The sequence below is a fragment of the Thauera aromatica genome, assembly GCF_023093595.1.
In the GTDB taxonomy this organism is placed as follows: domain Bacteria; phylum Pseudomonadota; class Gammaproteobacteria; order Burkholderiales; family Rhodocyclaceae; genus Thauera; species Thauera aromatica_A.
Window position 1 is genome coordinate 1 of sequence record NZ_JALLIK010000095.1, and the last position, 15877, is coordinate 15877.

Consider the following 15877-nt stretch of genomic DNA (forward strand, 5'->3'; position numbering starts at 1 on the left):
GCGTGGCCGGCGGCATCGAGCAGCATGCTGCCTGCCGTCATCACCCCGGCTCCGCCGCTGCCGGCGAAGGTTATCGAAACCGATCGGGCTGTCATCCTCATTCTCCAAGTTCAACTGCAGGCCGCTGAGGCCGGTTCGGGATCACCTTGTGTGCGCACAGGCCATATCAATATGAATATGCATATGCGCGGCGAGTGCGGTGCGGCTGCGTCCTTGCCGTTGGGTGACCGATGTTTCCGAGGGTCTTCCGGAGCCGAGGCACCCGGGGCACTGCTTCATCCCTCTGGACGCCGCAAAGTTTACGTTGACGCAAACGTCAATCCGTTGACTTAGGTCAACTGGACGTCCGGGGGCCTCGTTTAAGGTTCGTCCATCGCGACATGCAGTTTCCGCTTTTAAACAGAGATGTGTCACAATATCGTGACGTTAACGTCAACGTCATGACGGCGAAGAGTTCAGTCAGTTCATGGAGGAGTGAGATGAGCAGCAATCCGCATCGTTGGATGATGACCTCGCCCGGCGCGCCGATGGTTCGCGCCGAGTTCGAGATCGGTGAGCTTTCTGCCGACCAGGTCGTCGTGGCCGTGGTGGGCTGTGGAGTCTGCCACACCGATCTCGGCTACTACTACGACAGCGTGCGCACCAATCATGCGCTGCCTCTGGCGCTTGGTCACGAGATCAGCGGGCGGGTGGTGCAGGCCGGCGCCAATGCGGCGCAGTGGCTGGGCCGTGCCGTGATCGTGCCGGCGGTGATGCCTTGCGGTACCTGTGAGCTGTGTACGTCCGGCCATGGCACGATCTGCCGTGACCAGGTGATGCCGGGCAACGACATCCAGGGCGGCTTCGCTTCCCATGTGGTGGTGCCGGCGCGTGGTCTGTGCCTGGTCGACGAGGCGCGACTTGCTGCCGCCGGCCTGCAGCTGGCCGACGTCTCGGTGGTTGCCGATGCGGTCACCACGCCCTATCAGGCGGTGCTGCAGGCCGGCGTCGAGCCGGGCGATGTGGCGGTGGTGATCGGCGTCGGCGGCGTCGGCGGCTACGCCGTGCAGATCGCCAATGCCTTCGGTGCCAGCGTGGTGGCGATCGATGTCGATCCTGCTAAGCTGGAGATGATGTCCAGGCACGGTGCGGCGCTCACGCTCAACGCGCGTGAGATCTCCGGGCGCGATCTGAAGAAGGCGATCGAGGCGCATGCCAAGGCCAACGGCCTGCGCCTGACGCGCTGGAAAATTTTCGAGTGCTCGGGCACCGGTGCGGGGCAGACCAGTGCCTATGGTCTGCTTACCCATGGTGCGACGCTGGCGGTGGTCGGTTTCACGATGGACAAGGTCGAAGTCCGTCTTTCCAACCTGATGGCCTTCCATGCCCGCGCACTGGGCAATTGGGGCTGCCTGCCCGAGTACTACCCGGCGGCGCTCGATCTGGTGCTCGACAAGAAGATCGATCTTGCCAGTTTCATCGAGCGTCATCCGCTCGACCAGATCGGCGAAGTGTTTGCCGCGGCGCATGCCCACAAGCTGACCCGTCGCGCCATCCTCACGCCCTGAACGCATCCCTTTTAAGCACGCAACGAGAAAAGACACAGGAGTTCGATGACATGAATCCGACTACGCAAAAACTGGTCGAGCAGAACGCGCCGGCGAAATTGGTCGACCACAACCTGGTGCCCGAAACCGTTTGTCCGGGTGTGCTCTACGAGAAGCGCCCGGCGCGCAACCTGAAGGGTGAAGTGGTTCCGGGGCTGTACAACGTCTGGATCTCGCTCGACAACCCGAAGCAGTACAACTCCTACACGACCGACATGGTGAAGGGGCTGATCCTCGCCTTCCGCGCCGCCTCCTGCGCGCGTGACGTCGCCACGGTGGTGTTCACCGCGGTCGGTGACAAGGCCTTCTGCACCGGCGGCAACACCAAGGAATACGCCGAGTACTACGCCGGCAACCCGCAGGAATACCGCCAGTACATGCGCCTGTTCAACGACATGGTGTCGGCGATCCTCGGTTGCGACAAGCCGGTGATCTGCCGCGTCAACGGCATGCGCATCGGCGGCGGCCAGGAAATCGGCATGGCGGCCGACTTCACCGTGGCCCAGGATCTGGCCAACTTCGGCCAGGCCGGTCCGAAGCACGGCTCGGCGGCGATCGGCGGTGCGACCGACTTCCTGCCGATAATGATCGGCTGCGAGCAGGCGATGGTGTCGGGCACGCTGTGTGAGCCGTTCTCGGCGCACAAGGCCAACCGCCTCGGCATCTGCATGCAGATCGTGCCGGCGCTCAAGGTCGACGGCAAGTTCATCGCCAACCCGCTGGTGATCACCGACCGCTACCTCGACGAGTTCGGCCGCATCATCCACGGCGAATTCAAGACCGGCGAGGAGCTGGCCGCGGGCAAGGAGCTGATGAAGCGTGGCGAGATCGATCTGTCGCTGCTCGACGAAGCGGTCGAAAAGCTGTGCGCGAAGCTGATCTCCACCTTCCCCGAGTGCCTGACCAAGAGCTTCGAGGAACTGCGCAAGCCCAAGCTCGACGCCTGGAACCGCAACAAGGAAAACAGCCGCGCCTGGCTTGCGCTGAACATGATGAACGAAGCGCGCACCGGCTTCCGCGCCTTCAACGAAGGCAACAAGGAAACCGGCCGCGAGATCGAATTCACCGATCTGCGCCAGGCGCTGGCCAAGGGCATGCCCTGGACGCCCGAGCTGATCGAAAGCCTGATGCCGGGTGCCAAGTGATGAGCGAGGCCAGCTCCCCGCTGAAGGTCTGGCTGGAGCGCGACGGCAGCCTGCTGCGTCTGCGCCTGGCCCGGCCCAAGGCCAACATCGTCGATGCCGCGATGATCGCCGCGCTGCGCCAGGCGCTGCGCGAGCACCTCCAGGCTCCGGCGCTGCGCGCGGTGCTGCTCGATGCCGAAGGTCCGCATTTCAGCTTCGGCGCCAGCGTCGACGAGCACATGCCGGACCAGTGCGCGCAGATGCTGAAGAGTCTGCACGGGCTGGTGCGCGAGATGCTCGACAGCCCGGTGCCGATCCTGGTCGCGCTGCGCGGCCAGTGCCTGGGCGGCGGACTGGAAGTGGCGGCGGCGGGCAACCTGCTGTTCGCCGCACCGGACGCCAAGTTCGGCCAGCCCGAGATCCGTCTCGGCGTGTTCGCGCCCGCTGCGTCCTGCCTGCTGCCGCCGCGCGTGGGCCAGGCCTGCGCCGAAGACCTGCTGTGGTCGGGGCGCAGCATCGACGGTGCCGAAGGGCACCGGATCGGCCTCATCGACGTCCTCGCCGAGGACCCGGAGGCCGCGGCGCTGCAGTGGTTCGACGAACACATTGCACGCCTGAGCGCGAGCTCGCTGCGTTTCGCGGTCCGTGCCGCCCGCTGCGACAGCGTGCCGGGCATCAAGCAAAAACTCGATACCGTGGAGGCCCTCTATCTTGAGGAACTGATGGCCAGCCACGATGCGGTGGAAGGGCTGAAAGCCTTTCTTGAGAAGCGTTCTGCAAACTGGGAGAACCGTTGACCATGAGTACGGCAGACATCATCGCGCGCTGTGAAGCGCTTTACGAGGACCTTGATTTCACTGCCGCCAGGCAATGGAAGGAGGCCGATCCCTCTCGCAAGGTTATCGCCTACATGCCGGTATATGTGCCGCGCGAGATCATTCATGCGGCTGGCATGTTGCCCCTGGGCATCATGGGTGGTGGCGACGGGCTGGAGGTGATCCACGGCGACGCCTTCTACCAGAGCTACATCTGCCGCATCCCACGCTCGACCATCGAACTCGGCCTGTCGAAGCGCATGGATTTCGTCGATGGCATGCTGTTCCCCAGCATCTGTGACGTCATCCGCAACCTGTCGGGCATGTGGAAGCTGATGTTCCCGGGCAAGTACGTGCGTTACTTCGACGTACCCCAGAACTACCGCGACGACGTCGGCGGCAACTACTACACCGCCGAACTGAACGAACTGCGCGAAGGCCTGGAGCACCTGTCGGGCCGCAAGATCACCGACGACGCCCTGCGCGCTTCGATCAAGGTCTACAACGAAAACCGCAAGCTCGTCCAGGATGTCTATGGCCTGCGTTCGCGCGAGCCCTGGAAAGTGCCGTCGGCCGACGTCTATCTGCTGATGCGCGCCGGCTTGGTGCTGCCGGTCGAAGAGCACAACCAGATGCTGAAGGACTACCTGGCCGCCGCGGTCAAGATCGAGGCGCAAAAGCGTGACAACTGTCGCGTGGTGATCAACGGCTCGTTCTGCGAACAGCCGCCGCTCAACCTGATCAAGTCGATCGAGCTCTCGGGCTGCTACATCGTCGATGACGATTACATGATCGTGCATCGCTTCCTGCGCAACGAAGTGTCGACCGCCGGCGATCCGATGCAGAACCTGTCGCTCGCCTTCCTGCACGAGTCGATCAGCACCGCCGCCAAGTACGACGACAAGGAAGAGGACAAGGGCAAGTACCTGCTCGAACAGGTCCGCACCAATGCCGCCGAAGGCGTCATCTTCGCCGCGCCCAGCTTCTGCGACCCGGCGCTGCTCGAGCGTCCGATGCTGGCCGACCGCTGCTCGGAGAACAAGGTGCCCTACATCTCCTTCAAGTACGCCGAGAACTCGGGCCAGATGCAGCCGATCCGTGAGCAGGCCGGTACCTTTGCCGACTCGATCAAACTCTGGAGCTAATCATGAGTGCAAAAACCAACCCTGAAGTCATCAAAGAATCTTCGATGGTGAAGCAGAAGGAGATGATCGCCGGTAACTACGATCGTCTCACGGGCACCAAGGAGTCGGGCGAGAAAGTCGTGTCGACCTTCGTGCCGGGCAACCTGAACGAGCTGATCATGTGCTTCGACATGGTCAACAACCTGCCCGAAACCAACGCCATCCAGAACGGCATGCGCAAGCAGAGCGGCGGCATGATCATGGATGCCGAGAAGGCCGGCCACTCGGAAGACGTGTGTACCTACGTCAAGGCCGACATCGGCATGATGGGCCGCGGCAACATCGCCCCCAACGGCAAGCCGATGCCCGCTCCGGACATGCTGCTGCTGTCCTACACCGGCTGCTTCACCTTCATGAAGTGGTTCGAGCTGCTGCGCCACGAGTACAAGTGCCCGACCGTGATGCTGCAGATCCCGTATCAGGGCGATGGCAAGATCACCAAGAACATGCGTGATTTCGTCGTCAAGCAGCTCAAGGAAGAAGTCATTCCGATGTTCGAGCAGGTCTCGGGCGTCAAGTTCGACATCGACCGTCTGCGCGAATACCTGAAGAATTCGGCGAAGGCCGAAGACGATCTGGTGTGGGTGCTCGAGAGCGCGAAGAACCGTCCCTCGCCGATCGACGCCTACTTCGGCGGCGTGTATTACATCGGCCCGATGTTCACCGCTTTCCGCGGCACCGCCGATGCGGTCGAGTACTACGGCCTGCTGCGCGGCGAAATCGAGCAGCGCATCCGCGAAGGCAAGGGGCCGATCACCCCCGAAGGCGACATGAAGGAAGAGAAGTACCGCCTGGTCGTCGAAGGTCCCCCGAACTGGACCAGCTTCCGCGAGTTCTGGAAGCTGTTCTACGACGAAGGCGCGGTGGTGGTGGCGAGCTCCTACACCAAGGTGGGCGGCCTCTACGACCAGGGCTTCCGTCACGACCCGAACGACCCGCTGGGCACGCTGGCCGACTACTGCCTGGGTTGCTACACCAACAACAACCTGCCGCAGCGCGTCGAACTGCTCGAGAAGTACATGAACGAGTACCAGGCCGACGGCCTGCTGATCAACTCGATCAAGAGCTGCAACAGCTTCTCCGCTGGGCAGCTGCTGATGATGCGCGAAATCGAGAAGCGCACCGGCAAGCCGGCCGCGTTCATCGAGACCGACCTTGTCGATCCGCGTTATTTCTCGCACGCAAACGTCAAGAACCGTCTGGAGAGCTACTTCCAGATGGTGGATCAGAAACGCAGCGGCGCGTCGCTGGCAACCGCGTAAGGAGCGAACCATGGAATGTTTCGTCGGAATTGATCTGGGGTCCACCACGACCAAAGCGGTCGTCATGGACGACAAGGGGCAGGTGCTCGGCCGCGGCATCACCAACTCGCGCTCGAACTACGACACCGCCGCGCGTGTCTCGAAGCTCGAAGCTTTCATCGATGCGCGCCTGAGCCTGATCCGCCGCGAACTCGAGAAGGTGCCGGCGGTGGCCGGGCGGGTCGATGAAATCATCGACGGTCTGACCCGCAACTTCCGCCGCGAGCAGTTCATCGAGCAGCTCGGCGACCTGGAGCAGACCTGCGTGGCCAACGTCGAAGGTCCGCGCTTCGCCGGCAAGGAAAAGGCGATCATCGGTGCGCTCACCGAAGTCTTCCGCCGCCTGCGCGAGGAAGAGGCGGACGCCCTGTTCTCGCCCACCGCACAGCGCAAGTCGGACTTCTTCCGCGATCTCGCCGGTTCGCGCTTCATGCAGATCGGTGAAGAAGTGGCCCGCGCCAACGGCGTCGAGTTCGATCACCTGCTGCACATGTACGACAAGTCGATCATCGAGGTCGAGAACCGTCCGCCGTCGGCCGACATGAACCGCAAGTTCCGCAGCGCGATGGAGCGGGTTCGTGGTGAGATGTCCAGTGCCCTCGATACCGCTGCGCTGGGCGCGCCGATCGATGCCGCTCTTGATGTCGACATGCAGGAGCGCTACGTTGTCGGCACCGGCTACGGCCGCGTCCGCCTGCCCTTCCCGAAGGAGCACATCCGTTCCGAGATCCTGTGCCACGGCCTGGGCGCGCACCTGATGTATCCGAAGACCCGCACCGTGCTCGACATCGGCGGCCAGGATACCAAGGGCATCCAGATCGACGACAAGGGCATCGTGGTGAACTTCCAGATGAACGACCGCTGTGCCGCCGGTACCGGCCGTTACCTGGGCTACGTCGCCGACGAGATGAACATGGGCCTGCACGAACTCGGCCCGCTCGCGATGAAGTCGACCAAGTCGATCCGCATCAACTCGACCTGCACCGTGTTCGCCGGCGCCGAATTGCGCGACCGTCTGGCGCTGGGCGACAAGCGCGAGGACATCCTCGCCGGCCTGCACCGTGCGATCATGCTGCGTGCGATGTCGATCATCTCGCGTTCGGGCGGCATCACCGACCAATTCACCTTCACCGGTGGCGTGGCCAAGAACGAGGCAGCGGTCAAGGAGCTGCGCCAGCTGGTCAAGGAAAACTACGGCGAAGTGCAGATCAACATCGACCCGGATTCGATTTATACCGGTGCTCTGGGGGCTTCCGAGTTCGCCCGTCGCGCCGTCGTGGAGGCATGAAAATGACGATCACTGCAGGCATCGATATCGGCACTGGCGCGGTCAAGACCGTTCTTTTCCGCGTCGAAGGCGACAAGACCGAATGGCTCGCCAAGCGCAACGACCGCATCCGTCAGCGCGACCCGTTCAAGCTTGCCGAGGAGGCCTACAACGGCCTGCTCGAGGAAGCCGGCCTCAAGGCGTCGGACGTGGATTACGTCGCCACCACCGGCGAAGGCGAGAGCCTCGCCTTCCACACCGGGCACTTCTACTCGATGACCACGCATGCGCGCGGGGCGGTGTACCTGAACCCCGAAGCGCGTGCCGTCCTCGACATCGGCGCGCTCCACGGCCGTGCGATCCGCAACGACGAGCGCGGCAAGGTCGAAACCTACAAGATGACCAGCCAGTGCGCGTCGGGCTCCGGCCAGTTCCTCGAGAACATCGCACGCTATCTGGGCATCGCGCAGGACGAGATCGGCTCGCTGTCGACGCAGGCCGACAACCCCGAAGTGGTGTCGAGCATCTGCGCCGTGCTGGCCGAAACCGACGTCATCAACATGGTGTCGCGCGGCATTTCGGCGCCGAACATCCTGAAGGGCATCCACATCTCGATGGCCGGCCGCCTGGCGAAGCTGCTGAAGTCGGTCGGTGCACGCGAAGGCGTGGTGCTCTGCACCGGTGGTCTGGCGCTCGACGAAGGTCTGCTGAAGACGCTCAACGAGTCGATTCAAGAGCAGAAAATGGCGGTTGTGGCCTACAATCATCCCGACTCGCCCTATGCCGGGGCGATCGGTGCAGCACTGTGGGGCGCCTTCCGTCATGAAAAACTGGCCCGCCTCGGCCAGCAGCAAGTGGCGGAAGCCGCCTGAGCCAAACTATCGAGGAGAAAGCAGCATGGCCTTGTACATTAACGACGACTGCACGGCGTGCGACGCCTGTGTGGAAGAGTGCCCGAACGAGGCGATTACCCCGGGCGATCCGATCTACGTGATCGACCCGACCAAGTGTTCCGAGTGCGTGGGCGCTTTCGACGAGCCGCAATGCCGGCTGGTCTGTCCGGCGGATTGCATTCCGGATAATCCGGACTACCGCGAAACGCGCGAAGAACTGCAGGAGAAGTACGATCGCCTGCACGGCTGATTGACCTGCCGGGGCCACCAATAGGTGGCCCCTTTTCACATTCTTACGGGAGGCATGATGACTGCGAATACCGAAACCAGGTTGCGCCCGCTCGCCGCCGGCGATGTGGACCGTCTTACCCGTCTCGACGCCATGACCAGTGGCGGCGGTAGCCGTACCAGCTTCTTCGAGCGCCGACTGAAGGCCGAGCAGGCGCGCGCAGAAGGCTTCTTCTCCTGCATCGCCGAGCGCGGCGGCAACATCGTCGGCTTCGCGCTCGGGCACTTGCTCGATGGCGAGTTCGGCGTCAAGGGGCGGGTTGCCGTACTCGACGCGATCGCCGTCGACCCGGGCACCCAGCGCCAGGGGGTGGCGCGGGCGCTGATGGATGAGTTCGACCGTGTCGCGCGTGCGCGCGGGGCCAACGAGATGCGCACGCAGGCGCAGTGGAACCAGCCGGCGCTGGTCGAGTTCTTTGCCGCGGCAGGTTTCCGTCTGGCGCCGCGGGTGGTGCTCGAACGCCCGACCGAGTACGTGAACTTCTGAGTTCCCGCTGCAACGGACCATTGACGGAGATCTACGATGACCAGCCATCCCCATCCCACTACGAAGCAGATGATCGACCAGTTTTCCGGGGAACCCAACTACAGCGACCCCAACCCGGACGATGCCGTAGCGCTGTCGCGCGACCGGATCCCGGTGCGCTCGCTGACGCAGGAAGACTTCGATGCCGTCGTCCGCATCGACCGCCACGACAGCGGCCAGGATCGCAGCGCGTATTACCGGCGCAAGTTCGAGGAAGCGCTCGGCGGCTCCGGCGTGCGCGTCTCGGTGGTCGCCGAGCAGGACGGTGCCGTGGTCGGCTTTCTGATGGCACGCGTCGATTTCGGCGAATTCGGCCGTGCCGCAGCAGCAGCGGTGATCGACACCGTGGGCGTCGATCCGGCCATGAAGGGACGCCATATCGGCAGTGCGCTCGTTTCCCAGCTGCTTGCCAATCTGACCACGCTCAGGGTCGAGTCGGTCCGCTCTGAAGTCGAATGGAACCAGTTCGGCCTGCTGCACTTCCTCGAGCGCTGCGGCTTCCGCCCAGGGCAGCAACTGGCGCTATCACGTCCGCTGAACTGAGCCGAAGCCCTGTCTGTAACCCACAGCCCGGGCACGCTGGTCGTGTCCGGGCTTACTTTTTCAAGGTAGGAACGAAATGAGTTTTTCTGGCGAATTGTGCGGCCGTGTGGCCATCGTGACCGGTGGCGCGCGCGGGATCGGCAGTGCGATCACCAACGCCCTGGTGGCGCGTGGCGCTGAAGTCCATGTCTTCGACCTCACCGACACCAACGAGTCGGCGGGCACGCTGCACCGGGTCAACATCGCCGATGCCGACAGTGTGGCGCAAGCGGTCGCGAGTCTGCCGGCGCCGCCCACGATGCTGGTCAACAACGCGGGCATCACGCGCGACCGCAGCCTGTTGAAGATGAGCGACGACGAGTGGCGCTCGGTGATTGACGTCAATCTGAGCGGGGCTTTCCACATGCTGCGCGCCTGCGCGCCGGGAATGGTCGCCGCCGGTTGCGGCAGCATCGTCAATATCACCTCGATCAACGGCATGCGCGGCAAGTTCGGCCAGGCCAACTACAGCTCGGCCAAGGCCGGAATGATCGGCCTCACCAAGACGGCTGCGCGCGAGCTTGGTCCGAAGGGGGTGACGGTGAACGCCGTCGCTCCGGGCATGGTGATGACCGAAATGGCCCGCGCCCTGCCGCCCGAAGTGCTCGACCGCGCCCTGCAGGAATCCGCGCTGCGCAAGCTGGCCGCACCGGAGGACATCGCCGCCGCGGTCGTGTTCCTGCTCTCCGACATGGCCCGGATGATTACCGGCGAAGTCATCCGGGTGGACTCCGGTCAGTACATCTGAGCGCCTGCACCGAACGTGCCGGGGATTGCCCGGCCTCCGGTGCGCCCTGATGGATGATCCCTGCCCGGCAATGGTGCCCGGTGGGGATTGTTTTTTTGCGGAGCATTCCGAGGGACCCCCTGCGGTGCGGGCGGGAGGCTGGGCTGCATCGCCCATTTTCATCTAATTAAACAAACAATTGTTTGACTGGGTAGTCTGTTGGCGTTAATGTACCCCATTTCAGCGCATGGCGGCTGAAAGGCTTCCGGTGGCTTACGGCGCTAGGCTGGATGGTGTCTCTGACCGGGCGCCGGCAAGAGGGAGCAAGGAGGGAGGGGAGGCATCCGAAGGGCCCGATCGCATGCGGCAGAAGCCTGTGCTAGGGTAGCAGTCTTGGCATTTTGGGGCGTGCGCATGGTTCTTGGGAAAGTGATTCGCGCGGATGCTGGACAATACGTTTGGTTTTGCTTCATGGGGTGAAAATAGCGCCATCTTTGGAGTGTTTCGATTCGTCAGAATCGTCTAACATGTCGCCGGTGGCTGCGGAACGTTCGCTGGCGAGCGTCATCGGGTCGCGTTGAAGACGGCAGGCTGTCCGCAGGGCCGTCGCCGAAAAGCATACAAAGGCATCAAGCCGGAGGAAACACCATGAAATTGAAGAAAACCCTGTTGGTCGCGATGAGTCTTGCTTTCGTCGCCGGTACGGCCCAGGCCCAGCTCAAGGTCGGGATCAGCGTTTCGGCGACCGGCCCGGCGGCTTCGCTCGGGATCCCGGAGCGCCAGACCGTCGATCTGATGCCGAAGACGATCGGCGGCCTGTCGGTGAGCTATGTCGTGCTCGACGACGCCTCGGACACCACCAGTGCGGTGAAGAACATTCGCAAGCTCGTTTCCGAAGACAAGGTCGATATCGTGCTCGGCTCGACCACTTCGCCGAATTCGCTGGCGATGATCGACGTCGCCGCAGAAACCAAGACGCCGATGATCTCGTGGGCGGCTTCGAGTCGCATCGTCGAGCCGGTGGACGAGAAGCGGCGCTGGGTGTTCAAGACGCCGCAGAACGACGCCCAGATGGCGACTGCGATCGTCCAGCACATGACCAGCAACAACGTCAAGAAAGTATCCTTCGTCGGCTTTGCCGACGCCTACGGCGAGGGCTGGTACGAGCAGTTCAAGTCGATCGCCGAAGCGCGCGGGATCGAGATCGTCGCCAACGAACGCTTCAATCGCACCGACACTTCGGTTACCGGCCAGGTACTGAAGATGATGTCGGCACGCCCCGACGCGATGTTCATCGCCGGTTCGGGCACTCCTGCCGCCCTGCCGCAAAAAACGCTGAAGGAGCGCGGCTGGACGGGCAAGGTCTACCAGACCCACGGCGTCGCCAACAACGATTTCCTCCGGGTTTGCGGGCGTGACTGCGAAGGCACGCTGCTGCCTGCCGGACCGGTCCTGGTCGCCGAGCAACTGCCTGCCGACAATCCGGTGAAGGCCAGCGCGATGAAGTACATCAACGCGTACGAGGCGGCCCACGGCAAGGGCAGCGTGTCGACCTTCGGTGCCCACGCCTGGGACTCGGGCGTGCTGCTCGAAGCCGCCGTGCCGGCCGCGCTCAAGAGCGCCAAGCCGGGGACCGCCGAATTCCGTGCGGCCCTGCGCGACGCCCTCGAAAGTGTCTCTGAAGTCGTCGGTGCCCACGGCATCTTCAGCATGAGCCCGACCGATCACCTCGGCCTCGATCAGCGTGCCCGAGTGATGGTGCAGATCCAGAACGGCGCTTGGAAACTCGCCAAGTAAACGATCTGGTGACGGCCGCCGGGTGTTCCGCTCGGCGGCCTTTTCAATCAATCAATCCAAAGGATCCCGCTTCCGTTTCATGACGGAAGCGTGGGGGGGCTTGCGGTCATGGATTTTCAGATTGCATTGATCCTCGGGCAGGACGGCATCACCAACGGCGCCATCTACGCGCTGCTCGCACTCGCGTTGGTGCTGGTGTTCGCGGTTACCCGAGTGATCTTCATTCCCCAGGGGGAGTTCGTCTCCTACGGCGCGCTGACCCTGGCGATGATCGACAATGGTTTCTTTCCGGCGACCGCCTGGCTGCTGCTCGGCGCCGGGATCGTCGTCGCGGTGCTCGACGGGCGGGTGGCGTTGCAGTCCGGCCATGGCCGCCGCCTGGGTTCGATCGCGGCGCTCAACATCGGCTACCCGCTGGTGATGCTGGCAGTGCTCCAGTCCCTGCCGCTGACCGAGCTCGCGCTGGCGCTGCAGGTGCTGGTGACGCTGCTGGTGGTGGTCCCGCTGGGGCCGATGATGTATCGCATCGTCTATCAGCCGATCGCCGAAGCGCCAGTGCTGGTGCTGCTGATCGTGTCGATCGCGGCGCATGTGACGATGGTCGGGCTCGGCCTGCTGTTCTTCGGTGCGGAAGGTTATCGCACGCCGCCGTTCTCCGATGCGCGCTTCGAGCTCGGGTCGTTGACCGTGACCGGACAGACGATCTGGGTGGTCGCCGCCTCGCTGGTGCTGATCATCGCCCTGGCGCTGTTTTTCGGCCGCACGCTGTACGGCAAGGCCTTGCGCGCCACGGCGATCAATCGCAACGGCGCACGGCTGATGGGGATCCCGCCGGCCTTGGCAGGGAAGCTGACCTTCCTGCTGGCGACGCTGATCGGGGTGTTGTCCGGCGTCATGATTTCGCCGATCACCACCATCTACTATGACAGCGGATTCCTGATCGGGCTGAAGGGGTTCGTTGCCGCGATCATCGGTGGGCTGGGGAGCTACCCGATCGCAGCCTTCGGCGCGCTGCTGGTCGGCCTGCTCGAGTCGTTCAGTTCGTTCTGGGCCAGTGCCTACAAGGAAGTACTGGTGTTCACCCTGATCATCCCGGTGCTGCTGTGGCGTTCGCTGACCAGCCACCACATGGAGGAAGAGGAATGAAATTTGCACTCTCCCCCCGCGTCGTGCAGGGCGTGTTCGTCGCGTTGCTGCTGCTTGCGCCGCTGACCCTGTCGGCTTTCTACGTCACCTTGCTCAACTATATCGGTCTGTATGCGATGGTGGCGCTCGGCCTGGTGCTGCTGACCGGAGTCGGCGGCCTGACCAGCTTCGGCCAGGCGGCCTTTGTCGGTCTCGGCGCGTATACCACCGCGGTGATTTCGACCGCGACCGATCTCCCCGCCTGGCTGGGCTGGGCGTCGGCGTCGCCCTGGCTGTCGCTGGTGGTCGGCCTCGTGCTTACCGCCGCAGTGGCGTATTTGATCGGCAAACTGACCTTGCGCCTGTCCGGGCATTACCTGCCGTTGGCGACGATCGCCTGGGGTCTCAGCCTGTATTTCCTGTTCGGCACCATGGAGATCCTGGGCGGCCATACCGGGCTCACCGGCATCGAGCCGATCGCCGTGTTCGGCTACGAGCTGCGCCAGGGACACGAGATCTACTACCTGATCTGGTTCTTCGTCCTCGCCGGCGTGTTCACCGCCAGCAATCTGCTCGATTCGCGCGAAGGGCGTGCGATCCGTGCGCTCAAGGGGGGCATGGTGATGGCCGAGGCGATGGGAGTCGATACCACGCGTTCGCGCATGGTGATCTTCGTCCTCGCCGCCTTGCTCGCCTGCGCCTCCGGCTGGCTGTACGCGCACATGCAGCGCTTCGTGAACCCGACGCCGTTCGGCCTGCACATCGGCATCGAGTACCTGTTCATGGCCGTCGTCGGCGGCGCGGCGCACGTATGGGGGGCGCTCGTCGGTGCCGGGGTGATCACGGTGCTCAAGCAGTGGCTGCAGGACCTGCTGCCCAAGCTGTTCGGGCAGAGCGGCAACTTCGAAGTGATCGTCTTCGGCGCGCTGATGGTCCTGGTGCTGCACAAGGCGCGCGGCGGGCTGTGGCCGATCCTGGTCGCCGCGGTCAAGCGCATGGTGCCGATCGCCGCGGTGCGCCGCACGATCGACCGCAATGCCGCCATGTTGGCGCGGCGCGAACTGCCGGCCGCCGGCACCTTGCTGCTCGAAGCCAAGGGGGTTACCCGGCGTTTCGGTGGCCTGCTGGCGAACAACAACATGAGCCTGGACGTGCACGCCGGCGAGATCCTGGCGCTGATCGGGCCCAACGGCGCGGGCAAGAGCACGATGTTCAACCAGGTCTCGGGCGTCGATACACCGACTTCCGGCGAAGTGCGCTTTCTCGGCGAGTCGGTGGTGGGCAAGGGGTCGCGCACGATCGCACGGATGGGCATGAGCCGCACCTTCCAGCACGTGCGCATCCTGCCGACGATGAGCGTGCTCGAGAACGTCGCCATCGGCGCCCATCTGCGCGGCAGCAAGGGCGTGCTGGCGGCGGCCTGGCGCCTCGACCGCAGTGAGGAGAAGCGTCTGCTGGCCGAGGCCGCGCGCCAGATCGAGCGTGTCGGCCTGGCCGAGCACATGCATGACGAGGCCGGCAGCCTCGCCCTGGGGCAGCAGCGCATCCTCGAAATCGCCCGCGCGCTGGCTTCCGATCCCTGCCTGCTGCTGCTCGACGAGCCGGCAGCCGGCTTGCGCTACAAGGAAAAGCAGGCCCTCGGCGATCTGCTGAAGAAGCTCAAGGCGGAGGGCATGGGGGTTCTGCTGGTGGAGCACGACATGGATTTCGTGATGGGCCTGGTCGATCGGGTCGTGGTCATGGAGTTCGGTGAAAAGATCGCCGAAGGTCTGCCCGAGGACGTACAGCGCGACCCGGCGGTGCTTGAGGCTTACCTCGGGGGAGGGGAATGATGGCTACGCAGAATCTGACCAGCAACCCGGTGCTCCAGGTGAGCGACCTGTGCGTTTCCTACGGCCTGGTCGAAGCCCTGACCAATGCCAAGCTGACGGTCGGCGAGGGACAGATCGTCACCGTCATCGGCCCCAATGGTGCAGGAAAGACCACCATGCTGTCGGCGATCATGGGGCTGTTGCCTTCGCGTGGCCGGATCGAGTTCGACGGGCTGGCCCTGAGTTCGCCGGAAGTCGAGGAAATGGTCGCGCACGGCATGAACCTGGTGCCGGAAAAGCGCGAGCTGTTCGGCGAGATGAGTGTCGAGGACAATCTCGTGCTCGGCGCCTTTCAGCGTTACCGGATGGGTTTCCGCGACCAGGCGCAGACCATGGAAGAAGTCTACGCGCTGTTTCCCCGGCTCAAGGAGCGGCGCAGCCAGCTCGCCGGGACCTTGTCCGGCGGCGAGCGCCAGATGCTCGCCGTGGGCCGGGCGCTGATGGCCAAGCCCAAGCTGCTGATGCTCGATGAGCCCAGCCTGGGGCTGGCGCCGCTGATCGTGCGCGAGATCTTCCGCATCATCACCCAGTTGCGCAGCCGTGGAGTGTCGATCCTGCTCGTCGAGCAGAACGCGCGTGCGGCGCTGCAGGTCGCCGACTACGCCTACGTGCTCGAAACCGGAGAGATCGCGATGGAAGGGCCGGCGGCGGAGCTCGCCGACGACCCGCGCGTGATCGAGGCCTATCTCGGGCTGGGCGGAAAGCACCAGGAAATGCTCGCGACCTGAGCCGCGGAGGCGCCGTCCGGAGCCTGGCGGGGCAGGGGCGGCATGCCTCTGCCTGCTGCGTCC

General features: G+C 64.0%; 15 protein-coding genes. All 15 read left to right on the forward strand.

Annotated features, from left to right (window positions below; genetic code table 11):
- Window positions 1–479: 479 nt before the first annotated feature.
- The 15 genes from had to MXC99_RS07020 all read left to right on the forward strand — a co-directional run bounded on the left by had (window position 480) and on the right by MXC99_RS07020 (window position 15814).
- Window positions 480–1547: a 6-hydroxycyclohex-1-ene-1-carbonyl-CoA dehydrogenase gene (had, locus tag MXC99_RS06950; protein WP_247724762.1), complete on the forward strand. Its 1068-nt coding sequence runs from the start codon at window positions 480–482 to the stop codon at window positions 1545–1547.
- Between the two features lie 50 nt (window positions 1548–1597).
- Window positions 1598–2731, forward strand: coding sequence for a 6-oxocyclohex-1-ene-1-carbonyl-CoA hydratase (oah, locus tag MXC99_RS06955; RefSeq protein WP_247724763.1), 1134 nt, complete (start codon window positions 1598–1600; stop codon window positions 2729–2731).
- Complete coding sequence (locus tag MXC99_RS06960) at window positions 2731–3507, forward strand: cyclohexa-1,5-dienecarbonyl-CoA hydratase (RefSeq protein WP_247724764.1); 777 nt, start codon at window positions 2731–2733, stop codon at window positions 3505–3507. The genes oah and MXC99_RS06960 overlap by 1 nt, the downstream gene beginning before the upstream one ends.
- Before the next feature lie 2 nt (window positions 3508–3509).
- Window positions 3510–4670: a benzoyl-CoA reductase subunit C gene (gene bcrC / locus MXC99_RS06965; protein WP_247724765.1), complete on the forward strand. Its 1161-nt coding sequence runs from the start codon at window positions 3510–3512 to the stop codon at window positions 4668–4670.
- Window positions 4671–4672: 2 nt separating this feature from the next.
- Window positions 4673–5971 (forward strand): benzoyl-CoA reductase subunit B, encoded by a 1299-nt coding sequence (bcrB, locus tag MXC99_RS06970; protein ID WP_107220518.1) that lies wholly within the window; start codon window positions 4673–4675, stop codon window positions 5969–5971.
- A 10-nt stretch (window positions 5972–5981) separates the two neighbouring features.
- Window positions 5982–7298, forward strand: a complete 1317-nt coding sequence (gene bcrA / locus MXC99_RS06975) for a benzoyl-CoA reductase subunit A (RefSeq protein ID WP_247724766.1) — start codon at window positions 5982–5984, stop codon at window positions 7296–7298.
- Between the two features lie 2 nt (window positions 7299–7300).
- Complete coding sequence (gene bcrD / locus MXC99_RS06980; protein WP_103893749.1) at window positions 7301–8149, forward strand: benzoyl-CoA reductase subunit D; 849 nt, start codon at window positions 7301–7303, stop codon at window positions 8147–8149.
- A 25-nt stretch (window positions 8150–8174) separates the two neighbouring features.
- The gene (locus MXC99_RS06985) at window positions 8175–8420 is read left to right on the forward strand and encodes a YfhL family 4Fe-4S dicluster ferredoxin (RefSeq protein ID WP_107220521.1); all 246 of its coding nucleotides are present in this window, start codon (window positions 8175–8177) and stop codon (window positions 8418–8420) included.
- 57 nt (window positions 8421–8477) lie between these two features.
- Entirely contained in the window at window positions 8478–8945 is a 468-nt protein-coding gene (locus tag MXC99_RS06990) for a GNAT family N-acetyltransferase (protein WP_247724767.1), read from the forward strand.
- Window positions 8946–8981: 36 nt separating this feature from the next.
- The gene (locus MXC99_RS06995) at window positions 8982–9527 is read left to right on the forward strand and encodes a GNAT family N-acetyltransferase (RefSeq protein ID WP_247724768.1); all 546 of its coding nucleotides are present in this window, start codon (window positions 8982–8984) and stop codon (window positions 9525–9527) included.
- Window positions 9528–9603: 76 nt separating this feature from the next.
- Entirely contained in the window at window positions 9604–10314 is a 711-nt protein-coding gene (gene fabG / locus MXC99_RS07000; RefSeq protein ID WP_247724769.1) for a 3-oxoacyl-ACP reductase FabG, read from the forward strand.
- Between the two features lie 627 nt (window positions 10315–10941).
- The gene (locus tag MXC99_RS07005) at window positions 10942–12090 is read left to right on the forward strand and encodes an ABC transporter substrate-binding protein (protein ID WP_247724770.1); all 1149 of its coding nucleotides are present in this window, start codon (window positions 10942–10944) and stop codon (window positions 12088–12090) included.
- A 108-nt stretch (window positions 12091–12198) separates the two neighbouring features.
- The gene (locus tag MXC99_RS07010; RefSeq protein ID WP_247724771.1) at window positions 12199–13236 is read left to right on the forward strand and encodes a branched-chain amino acid ABC transporter permease; all 1038 of its coding nucleotides are present in this window, start codon (window positions 12199–12201) and stop codon (window positions 13234–13236) included.
- Window positions 13233–15047 (forward strand): branched-chain amino acid ABC transporter ATP-binding protein/permease, encoded by a 1815-nt coding sequence (locus tag MXC99_RS07015; RefSeq protein WP_247724772.1) that lies wholly within the window; start codon window positions 13233–13235, stop codon window positions 15045–15047. Before MXC99_RS07010 ends, MXC99_RS07015 begins: the two co-directional genes overlap by 4 nt.
- On the forward strand, window positions 15047–15814 hold the full coding sequence (locus MXC99_RS07020) for an ABC transporter ATP-binding protein (RefSeq protein WP_247724773.1): 768 nt from the start codon (window positions 15047–15049) through the stop codon (window positions 15812–15814). The genes MXC99_RS07015 and MXC99_RS07020 overlap by 1 nt, the downstream gene beginning before the upstream one ends.
- The last annotated feature ends 63 nt before the right edge of the window (window positions 15815–15877 follow it).

Bases quoted from the DNA above. Each gene is read 5' to 3' on its own strand.
- had (WP_247724762.1), top strand. From the start codon at position 480: ATGAGCAGCAATCCGCATCGTTGGATGATGACCTCGCCCGGCGCGCCG.
- oah (WP_247724763.1), top strand. From the start codon at position 1,598: ATGAATCCGACTACGCAAAAACTGGTCGAGCAGAACGCGCCGGCGAAA.
- MXC99_RS06960 (WP_247724764.1), top strand. From the start codon at position 2,731: ATGAGCGAGGCCAGCTCCCCGCTGAAGGTCTGGCTGGAGCGCGACGGC.
- bcrC (WP_247724765.1), top strand. From the start codon at position 3,510: ATGAGTACGGCAGACATCATCGCGCGCTGTGAAGCGCTTTACGAGGAC.
- bcrB (WP_107220518.1), top strand. From the start codon at position 4,673: ATGAGTGCAAAAACCAACCCTGAAGTCATCAAAGAATCTTCGATGGTG.
- bcrA (WP_247724766.1), top strand. From the start codon at position 5,982: ATGGAATGTTTCGTCGGAATTGATCTGGGGTCCACCACGACCAAAGCG.
- bcrD (WP_103893749.1), top strand. From the start codon at position 7,301: ATGACGATCACTGCAGGCATCGATATCGGCACTGGCGCGGTCAAGACC.
- MXC99_RS06985 (WP_107220521.1), top strand. From the start codon at position 8,175: ATGGCCTTGTACATTAACGACGACTGCACGGCGTGCGACGCCTGTGTG.
- MXC99_RS06990 (WP_247724767.1), top strand. From the start codon at position 8,478: ATGACTGCGAATACCGAAACCAGGTTGCGCCCGCTCGCCGCCGGCGAT.
- MXC99_RS06995 (WP_247724768.1), top strand. From the start codon at position 8,982: ATGACCAGCCATCCCCATCCCACTACGAAGCAGATGATCGACCAGTTT.
- fabG (WP_247724769.1), top strand. From the start codon at position 9,604: ATGAGTTTTTCTGGCGAATTGTGCGGCCGTGTGGCCATCGTGACCGGT.
- MXC99_RS07005 (WP_247724770.1), top strand. From the start codon at position 10,942: ATGAAATTGAAGAAAACCCTGTTGGTCGCGATGAGTCTTGCTTTCGTC.
- MXC99_RS07010 (WP_247724771.1), top strand. From the start codon at position 12,199: ATGGATTTTCAGATTGCATTGATCCTCGGGCAGGACGGCATCACCAAC.
- MXC99_RS07015 (WP_247724772.1), top strand. From the start codon at position 13,233: ATGAAATTTGCACTCTCCCCCCGCGTCGTGCAGGGCGTGTTCGTCGCG.
- MXC99_RS07020 (WP_247724773.1), top strand. From the start codon at position 15,047: ATGGCTACGCAGAATCTGACCAGCAACCCGGTGCTCCAGGTGAGCGAC.